9 protein-coding genes are annotated in these 7,461 nt (G+C 68.1%); 6 read left to right on the top strand and 3 right to left on the bottom strand.

Annotated features, from left to right (window positions below; all coding sequences use genetic code 11):
* The coding region (locus RTQ83_RS24005; protein WP_312520508.1) for an ATP-binding protein at positions 1–1,106 on the top strand (1,106 nt) is incomplete at its 5' end.
* Between the two features lie 6 nt (positions 1,107–1,112).
* Here the strand turns inward: RTQ83_RS24005 and RTQ83_RS24000 are convergent.
* Positions 1,113–2,444, bottom strand: coding sequence for a GIN domain-containing protein (locus tag RTQ83_RS24000; RefSeq protein WP_312520506.1), 1,332 nt, complete (start codon positions 2,442–2,444; stop codon positions 1,113–1,115).
* Positions 2,445–2,771: 327 nt separating this feature from the next.
* Here RTQ83_RS24000 and RTQ83_RS23995 point away from each other — a divergent pair, with 327 nt between their 5' ends.
* From RTQ83_RS23995 to RTQ83_RS23975, 5 genes are read left to right on the top strand one after another with little or no spacing between them, the layout of a single operon-like run.
* On the top strand, positions 2,772–3,335 hold the full coding sequence (locus RTQ83_RS23995) for a hypothetical protein (protein WP_312520504.1): 564 nt from the start codon (positions 2,772–2,774) through the stop codon (positions 3,333–3,335).
* Between the two features lie 48 nt (positions 3,336–3,383).
* On the top strand, positions 3,384–5,012 hold the full coding sequence (locus tag RTQ83_RS23990) for an ExeA family protein (RefSeq protein ID WP_312520502.1): 1,629 nt from the start codon (positions 3,384–3,386) through the stop codon (positions 5,010–5,012).
* Between the two features lies 1 nt (position 5,013).
* Positions 5,014–5,784, top strand: a complete 771-nt coding sequence (locus RTQ83_RS23985; protein ID WP_312520499.1) for a general secretion pathway protein GspB — start codon at positions 5,014–5,016, stop codon at positions 5,782–5,784.
* Positions 5,771–6,355: a molybdopterin-guanine dinucleotide biosynthesis protein B gene (gene mobB / locus RTQ83_RS23980; protein WP_312520496.1), complete on the top strand. Its 585-nt coding sequence runs from the start codon at positions 5,771–5,773 to the stop codon at positions 6,353–6,355. The genes RTQ83_RS23985 and mobB overlap by 14 nt, the downstream gene beginning before the upstream one ends.
* Positions 6,356–6,377: 22 nt before the next feature.
* Positions 6,378–6,578, top strand: a complete 201-nt coding sequence (locus tag RTQ83_RS23975; protein ID WP_312520493.1) for a YjfB family protein — start codon at positions 6,378–6,380, stop codon at positions 6,576–6,578.
* A 151-nt stretch (positions 6,579–6,729) separates the two neighbouring features.
* Here the strand turns inward: RTQ83_RS23975 and RTQ83_RS23970 are convergent, their stop codons facing one another.
* Positions 6,730–7,014: a DUF883 family protein gene (locus RTQ83_RS23970; RefSeq protein ID WP_312520490.1), complete on the bottom strand. Its 285-nt coding sequence runs from the start codon at positions 7,012–7,014 to the stop codon at positions 6,730–6,732.
* A gap of 149 nt (positions 7,015–7,163) precedes the next feature.
* Positions 7,164–7,376: an RNA-binding S4 domain-containing protein gene (locus RTQ83_RS23965; protein ID WP_312520487.1), complete on the bottom strand. Its 213-nt coding sequence runs from the start codon at positions 7,374–7,376 to the stop codon at positions 7,164–7,166.
* Positions 7,377–7,461 lie beyond the last annotated feature (85 nt).

The following is a 7,461-nucleotide window of genomic DNA, read 5'->3' as shown; positions in this document are numbered from 1 at the left end:
ACGAGCTGCGCAACCCGCTGGCGCCGATCCGCAACGGGCTGGAACTGATGCGCATGAACGCAAATGCCCAGACCTCGGGCCGCGCACCCAATCCGGCCTTGCTCGACAACGTGCGCGCCATGATGGAGCGCCAGGTGAATCACATGGTCCACCTGGTCAACGACCTGCTCGACATCGCGCGCGTCTCGAGCGGCAAGCTGGTGCTGCAGATGCGCCGCGCCGACCTGCGCGAGGCGATCGCCACGGCGGTCGAGACCAGCCGTCCGCTGATCGACGCCAACGGCCACCGGCTCGAGGTGGAGGTGCCGGAGATGGCGCTGGAGGTCGAGGCCGACCCGGTGCGCATCAGCCAGGTGGTCAGCAACCTGCTGTCGAACGCGGCCAAGTACACGCCGCACGGCGGCCGCATCGTGCTGGCGGCGCGCATCGACGGCGCCATGCTCGAGATCTCGGTGCAGGACAACGGCATCGGCATCGGCGCCGAATCGCTGGGCGCGGTGTTCGACATGTTCACCCAAGTCGAGCGCAGCCTGGACCGCTCCAATGGCGGGCTCGGGATCGGGCTGTCGCTGGTAAGACGCCTGGTCGAGCTGCATGGCGGCAGCGTCATCGCGCACAGCGGCGGCGTGGGACAGGGCAGCACGTTCACCGTGCGCCTGCCGCTGGCGCACAGCGCGCCGTCAGCGTTTGAAGCAGGAGCAGGCGATGCCGCGCCCGCGCCGGGGCAGTCTGCCCGCCGCCTGCGCGTGCTGGTGGCGGACGACAACGCCGACGCCGCGCACACGCTGGCCGCGCTGCTGGAGATCGCCGGGCATGAAACACGCGTGGTGCACGACGGCGTCGCCGCGCTGGCGGTGGCGTCGCAGTTCGATCCCGAGCTGGTATTCCTCGACATCGGGATGCCGCGCATGGACGGTTACGAAACCGCGCGTCGCCTGCGCGCTTCGCCCGAGTCGGCGCAAGCGATGCTGGTGGCGCTGACCGGCTGGGGCGCGGAAGAAGACCGGGCCCGTTCGCGCGCGGCCGGCTTCGACCGCCACCTGCTCAAGCCGGCCTTGCCGGCCGACGTGGAGGCGGTATTGGCCGAGGCGGTGGCGCGCGCCTGATGCAGCTTATTCCGGCGCGTGGCGTCGGCCGTTGCGGTCCACCACCAGCAGCTGGCCGCCGTCTGGCGCACCGCGCGCCGCGGTCGCTCCGGTCACGTTCACCTTGGCGTTGCCCGGACCGCTGACCGCGATGTCGGCGCGCTCCGCATTCAGGTCGCGGCCGTCGAAGGTGCCCGATCCACTCATGCGCGCGCGCACCAGTGCCACGCGGCCGCGGACCTGGGCGCCGCCCGGGCCGTTCGCATTGAGCAGCAGGCGCTTGCCTTCGATCGCGGCGGTCAGCTTGCCCGAGCCGCTCAGGTACGCTTCGAGCGTGTCGTCGACCATCCCCAGCACGACGTCGCCGGGACCGTTGCTGGTGACCAGCGCGCGGGTCACGCGCAGGGCGTCGCCTTCGAGTTCGCCCGAGCCGCCCAGCTCCGCCTGCAGCTTGCCGATCTTTCCGCCCAGGTTGGCGTTGCCCGGGCCTTTCATGCGCAGCACCACCTCGCGCGCCTGCACCGACGGCGCCTGCAGGTTGCCGGAGCCGGTGTTCTGGCTGTCGAGTTTGGCGATCGGGCCGCCGATGCAGGCATTGCCGGGGCCGCTCTGGAGCGTGGTGACGATTTCGCCCGCCAGCTCGCAGGCATCGAGGTCGCCCGAACCGCTGATCCTGGCCTGGATCTGGCGGCTGCTGCCGGTCAGTCTGGCGTTGCCCGGGCCGCTCATCTGCGCCTCCAGGCGCGCCAGGCGCAGGCCGTCCGCCTCCAGGTCGCCCGATCCGCTCATTTTGGCACGCAGGTCGTTGCCGATGTTCGACAGGCGCACGTCGCCCGGACCGGACAAGGTCAGGTCGACATTGGTGGCGCGCACCCGGCGCAGGTCGGCGTCGCCGCTGCCGCTGGCCTTGAGCGTCAGGTCGCGCACCGCGCCGCTGGCGCGCAGGTCGCCCGGGCCGTCGACGGCGAGCGTGAAGCGTTCGCCGCCGATGCCGTCGAGCGTGACGTCGCCGCTGCCCGCCATGCGCAGGCTGGCCAGCTGTGGCGCGCCGATGTTCACCGTGACGCTCTGGCGCCGCTTGCCGAAGTCGAAATGGAAACCGCTGCGCGCGAGCGGGCGCACTACCAGCGTGCCGTCGCGCACGAACACCTCGACTTCGTCGAGCTGGGCGCGCTCACCGGACAGCGCCACGCCGGCGCGGCCTTCGGTACGCACCGCAACGTCGAACGGGCCGTTCAATTCGATGGCGTTGAAGGCGCCGACGCTGCGCTGCTCGGTGATCGTGGCCGGTGCCTGCTCCGCATGGGCGGCGCAGGCGGCGAACAGGCCGGCGGCGAGGACGGGAAGGGTGCGTTTCAAGGCGATATGCATGATGGTGTCGGTGTCGCTCTCAAGTGAATCGGAGACTGGACGATAAGACAAGAGGACGCGCCGCGCACGACCAGATCGATGGAACGACGATTTGGCGGGATCAGCTGCATCCAGCCGCGACAGGATGCGCCGGATGCCGGCGCGGGTGTGCGGCTGCAAAGCGCTTTATCAGGCAGACAATGGCTTGGCAGCCCTATGTGGTTCGACCACAACAGCGCCATTGTGAGTGCGGCAATCTAAGGGCAACGAGGGCGCAGGAAGCCGTCCCGGCGGTGGCCGTGCGGCGCGGCAGGGTGTCATAATGACGGGATCGTTTTGGGAGAGCTTCAGGTGAATCGCCAACCGGGCGCGCATGCAGTGCGCGCACCACGTCAACCACGCAGCATGTTCAGGCAAGGACCACGGGTCCGGGCCGGCCTGGCCGCGTCGGCGCTGGCCCTGTCGTTGGCATTGGCGGGTGCCCCGGCGCAGGCCGCGCCGTCAACCTTCGGCCCGGTGATCGGCAGTGCGCTGCTGTGCCGCAGCGAATTGAACAACGCTTATTTCTACCAATACCTGACCCAGTTCTTCGGCCCATCCTACAAGCGCGAGGGCGGCGCCTACTGGTTCCGCACCGACGCCACGCTGTGGGGCGCGCAAGTCAAAGAGGTGATGGTCAGCGACGACAGCAGCGATCTGGTGTTCATCGCCGCGCTTACCGAGAGCAAACCCGAGGAGCTGGAAAAATCGCTGCGCAGCGGCGCCGGCACGGCGTTTCGCGCGGTCGATGGCTCGCGCTACCCTTTGCGCAAGTCCAACCCGGGCAGCACGATCGCGTACGCCAATGACAAAAGCAAAATATACTGCGCAAAGTTCAAGCCGCAGGCGCCGCTTCGTTAGGGGCGCCATTGCCGCACTCGTTGCCGACCCTATCGCCGTTCCCATTGCATGTACAACCATTATTTCCAGCTGAAGGCAGCACCGTTCTCGATCGCCCCCGATCCACGCTACCTGTTCATGAGCGAGCGTCACCGCGAGGCGCTGGCGCACCTGCTGTACGGGATCGGCAGCGGCGGCGGCTTCGTGCTGCTCACCGGCGAGATCGGCGCCGGCAAGACCACCGTGTGCCGCTGCTTCATCGAGCAAGTGCCCGACAACTGTCGGCTGGCGTATATCTTCAACCCCAAGCTGACGGTGGAAGAGCTGCTCCTGAGCGTATGCGACGAACTGCGCATCGGCCTGCCGGCGGATGGCGCGCGATCCGGCGTCAAGGGCTATGTCGATGCCATCAACCGCTACCTGCTGGAGTCGCACGCGCAAGGCCTGAACAACGTGCTGGTGATCGACGAGGCGCAGAACCTGTCGCCGGAAGTGCTGGAGCAGTTGCGCCTCCTGACCAATCTCGAGACCAGCGAACGCAAGCTCCTGCAGATCATCCTGATCGGCCAGCCCGAACTGCGCGCCATGCTGGCCCGTCCCGAGCTGGAACAGCTGGCGCAGCGCGTGATCGCGCGCTACCACCTGGGTCCCTTGTCCGAACCTGAAACCGGCGCCTACATCGCGCACCGGCTGGCGGTGTCGGGCGCCGCCGGCACGCCGTTCCCGCCGCCACTGGTGCCGCTGGTGCACCGCCTGACGCACGGCGTGCCGCGCCGTATCAACCTGCTGTGCGACCGCGCGCTGCTGGGTGCTTATGTCGAGAACAGCGCCCAAGTCACGCGCCCGATCCTGCTGCGCGCCGCCGAAGAGGTGTTCGCGGGCGAGCCGGTGGCGCGCAAGGGCGGGGCGCGCTGGCCGCTGGTCGCGGGCGGGGTGCTGGCCGGGGTGGCGCTCAGTGCTGCGGCGGCGTGGCAGATCATGCCGCACCAGGATGCGCCGAAGACGGCGGCGTTGGCGCAGCAGCCTGCGGCTTCCAAGGTGGCCACGCCTGCTGCAGCCAAGGCGAGCACCACATCCGGCGCCCGTGTGCCGACCCAGGCCAGCGAGGCCGCCGCGCTGCAGCGCCTCGCCGCGTTATGGGGATCGGATTTTGCCAGCCTGGCCGGTGCCGACGCCAAGTCCATCTGCGATGCCGCGCTGCGCGTCAACCTGCGCTGCTACGGGGGCAGGGGCGGACTGTATGAACTGCGCCTGCTCGACCGCCCGGCCGTGGTGACGCTGCACGATGGTGCGAAGACCGGCTACGCGCTGTTGACGGCGATCGATGCCGACACCGTGACGCTGGAAGCGGACGGCCGCCGCGAGCGGATCGGCGTCGCGGCCTTCGTGGCGCGCTTCGGCGGCGAATTCACCACCTTCTTCCGCGTGCCGCGCGCCTTCCGCGACATGGTGGCGCAGGGCGACCGCGGGGCCGATGTCGATTGGCTGGCCCAGCGCCTGGCGGGACTCGCATCGACCGCTGCGCCGCCGCTCGACCGGCCCTTTGACGCGTCGATGAAAGAAGCGCTGCGCACGTTCCAGGCGGCGCAGAGCCTGAAAGCGGACGGCGTGGCCGGACCGCACACCTACATGCGTCTCAACCAGCTCTCCGGCGTGGCGGAACCGCGCCTGCTGGCCGCCGCGGGGACGGGAAAATAATATGTCGTACATCCTTGAAGCATTGAAGAAGGCCCAGGCCGAGCGCCAGCTCGGGAGCGCGCCGACCATCCATGCGCCGGCGCAGTCGTATGCGGCTCCGGCGACCGCGCAGGGCGCCCGGCGGCGTTACGTCGCGATCGGTGTCGGCGCCGGCTTGCTGGTTGCGCTGGCTGCGCTGTGGTGGACGCGCCAGGGCAGTGTGCCGAAGGCTGCGCCCGCGGTGGTCGCGCAGGCGCCTGTATCCGCACCTGCTGCCGCAACTGAGCCGGTGCCCGCGCCAGTCACCCCTGCACCGGTTGCGGCGCCAGCGCCGGTAACGCCGCCACCCGCACCCGCGCCCGCACCCGCACCCGCACCCGCACCCGCACCCGCACCCGCACCAGTCGCCGCCAAGCCGGCACCGGTCGCTGCAGCGGCATCGCCCACGCAGGAGGCCGCGCCCGCCCGGCCAGCGCCTGCTCCTTCGCCTGCGCGGCAAGTACGTGAGTCCTTGCCGCGTGTCGCCGAAGCCTCGCCCGCGCCAGCCGCGGCACCGGCCGAAGAAACGGTCCGCACGCTGCAGCAGTTGCCCGAGGCGATCCAGCGCGAGATCCCGAAGGTCGCCTTCGGCGGCTACATCTATTCGCCCGATCCGGCCGAGCGCCTGCTGTTGGTCGACAAGATGCTGCGCCGCGAAGGCGAAGAAGTAGCGCCGGGCCTGGTGCTCGAGCGCCTGCTGCCGAAAGCGGCCGTGATGAATTACCGGGGATACCGCTACCGTGTCGCATACTGAAGTCGCCGCTAAAATCGACACTAACCAATCGGGGCGGGTGCTGGGCGTGGTCGGCTGGTCGGGCAGTGGCAAGACCACGCTGCTGGAGAAGCTGGTGGCGCGCCTGGCAGCCGCCGGGCTGCGTGTGAACATCGTCAAGCACAGTCACCACGACATCGAACTTGAGCCGCCGCGCAAGGACAGCGCGCGCCTGCGTCTGGCCGGCGCGGCCGAGGTGATGATCGCGTCGCCGTACCGCACCGCCATCATGCGCGAACTGCGCGGCGAGGCCGAGCCGTCGCTGGCCGAGCATTTGCGGCGCCTGTCGCCGGCCGATCTGACGCTGGTCGAAGGTTATAAGTGGGAAGCGGTTCCGAAGCTCGAGGTGTTTCGGCCCGGGCTGGGCAAGCCGGCGCTGTATCCGGACGACGGCGCGATCGTCGGCGTGGTGTCGGACGTGGCGCGGCCCGCGGGCGTGAGGACAGGCGTGGTGTGGCTCGACCTGAACGATCCGGACGAGGTGATGGACTGGCTGCACGGTTGGTTATGCAGCAGCCCTCAAGTTCCGGTCGGCGCGGCCGTTAATGAGTGATCAGCCTTATCAGGAGACCACGATGGATGTCACGAATATCGCCAAACTCGCCACCAGCATGGCGGAAACCGGCAACCGCCAGGAAGTCGGGCTGGCGGTCCTGAAGCGTGCGCAGGATATCCAGATGGCGTCGGCGACGCAGCTGATCGAATCGCTGGCGGCGGTGCCGCAGGCGCAGAATCTGCCGGCGCATCTGGGAAATACGATCAATACCAAGGCGTAATCGGCGGGGTTGCGTAGGGTTGGCGGCTTTGCCGCCGACGCGTCGATTGTTATCGGTCCTGATGTCGCGCCGGATGATCTTGCGGCAAACTACCACCGCGTCGGCGGCGTAGCGCGGGGCCGCCCAGGCCAACCCTACCGATAACGTCAGCTCAGTGAAACGCGCGCAGAATGCGCTCTTCGCCGGTGCGGTCCATGAACCGTTCATTGGCAGCGCGGGTCGCAGCCATCATGCGTTCGAGCTGGGAATCTTCAAAGCGGGCCAGTTCTTCGTTGGCCGCTTCCAGCGCCAGCGACAGCTTGGCGCGCGCGCTCTGGTACATCGCGCTGGAGTAGTGATCGGTGTTCTTGAGCAGTTCTTCCGCGTTTTCGATCACGAGGCGCAGGTCGCCGATCAGCTGTTCCTGCGATTGTGCGCGGTGTTCCGGAGTTTCCATTGCATTCACCTCTAAGCCGTTGGATGACGTCTTAAAATATAAACAAGGAAGCCCCGTTCTGTTTGTTAGTGCGCAAACATAAGCCGCCGCTTTTCATGGCCCGGCGGCCGGCCTTTTCGGCCCGGTGTTACGCACCAACTCCACCCCGGCTACTGCACGCTGATCCGGATATCGCCGATCGACACGGTCTGGCCGCTGCGGATCTTGGCGGTCTTGCGGAGCTCCTGTTTACCATCGACCGACACCACGCCGCTGGCGACCAGGTTCTTGCCGGCGCCGCCGCTGTCCACCAGGCCGACCAGCTTCAGCAGCTGGTTGACTTCGATGAATTCTGATGTCAAATCGAAAACTATTTTTTGCATTCTATCCTCGGGGTAATAAAGGCGGCGTACGATACATGAGGCCGCTTGTTGGCAGTGCGCGGATTAGCGCAGTACCGGGTGGTGC

It is taken from the genome of Massilia sp. (assembly GCF_031995545.1).
GTDB lineage: Bacteria > Pseudomonadota > Gammaproteobacteria > Burkholderiales > Burkholderiaceae_D > Telluria.
Note: the sequence above shows the minus strand (reverse complement) of the source record. Positions and strands in the feature narration are given on the sequence as shown.

Bases quoted from the DNA above. Each gene is read 5' to 3' on its own strand.
- RTQ83_RS23990 (WP_312520502.1), top strand. From the start codon at position 3,384: ATGTACAACCATTATTTCCAGCTGAAGGCAGCACCGTTCTCGATCGCC.
- RTQ83_RS23970 (WP_312520490.1), bottom strand. From the start codon at position 7,014: ATGGAAACTCCGGAACACCGCGCACAATCGCAGGAACAGCTGATCGGC.
- RTQ83_RS23965 (WP_312520487.1), bottom strand. From the start codon at position 7,376: ATGCAAAAAATAGTTTTCGATTTGACATCAGAATTCATCGAAGTCAAC.
- RTQ83_RS23975 (WP_312520493.1), top strand. From the start codon at position 6,378: ATGGATGTCACGAATATCGCCAAACTCGCCACCAGCATGGCGGAAACC.
- RTQ83_RS23985 (WP_312520499.1), top strand. From the start codon at position 5,014: ATGTCGTACATCCTTGAAGCATTGAAGAAGGCCCAGGCCGAGCGCCAG.